The sequence below is a fragment of the Wohlfahrtiimonas larvae genome (assembly GCF_002006755.1).
Classification (GTDB): domain Bacteria; phylum Pseudomonadota; class Gammaproteobacteria; order Cardiobacteriales; family Wohlfahrtiimonadaceae; genus Wohlfahrtiimonas; species Wohlfahrtiimonas larvae.
This window is the reverse complement of sequence record NZ_MVDO01000258.1, coordinates 1-409: the sequence shown is the minus strand read 5'-3', so window position 1 is coordinate 409 and position 409 is coordinate 1. Positions and strand designations below refer to the sequence as shown.

Below are 409 nucleotides of genomic sequence, written 5' to 3'. Positions count from 1 at the left end.
TGGTGGTGGATTCGCAATTGCTCGCGCTTCATCAATTGTTATTTCAATCCAATCTTCTTTTACAAATAACTCCCAGTTTTCTGATGTTGTATCTAAACCAAATGTCTTGTTATTGCTATCCTTGAAGTGTTTTGTATTCATTAAAATAGCTCCTTCCATGCTTGTATCGTTCCTGATTTTTGATAATATTCTGCACCTGGGGGTACTACTAGAGACATTGTGTAACTTGCAGTATGAGAAGAAAAACCAAATTCTTGACCTTGTATAACAAAAACTGGAGCTGTGGCTGTTGGCGGTTTTTGAAGCCATATTTCAATTGCTTTTTGTCTAGTATTTGTATAAATAGTTCCTGATGTTCTCTCTTTAGTTACATCTACCCATTTTTGCCCGATTCCAAAACTGACATCAG

Annotated in this window: 1 pseudogene; it reads right to left on the bottom strand. The window is 36.2% G+C overall.

Features of this window, described 5'->3' with window-relative positions:
* Positions 1-140: 140 nt before the first annotated feature.
* Positions 141-409: pseudogene (locus BZK14_RS13410) on the bottom strand (hypothetical protein); the annotation flags it as partial.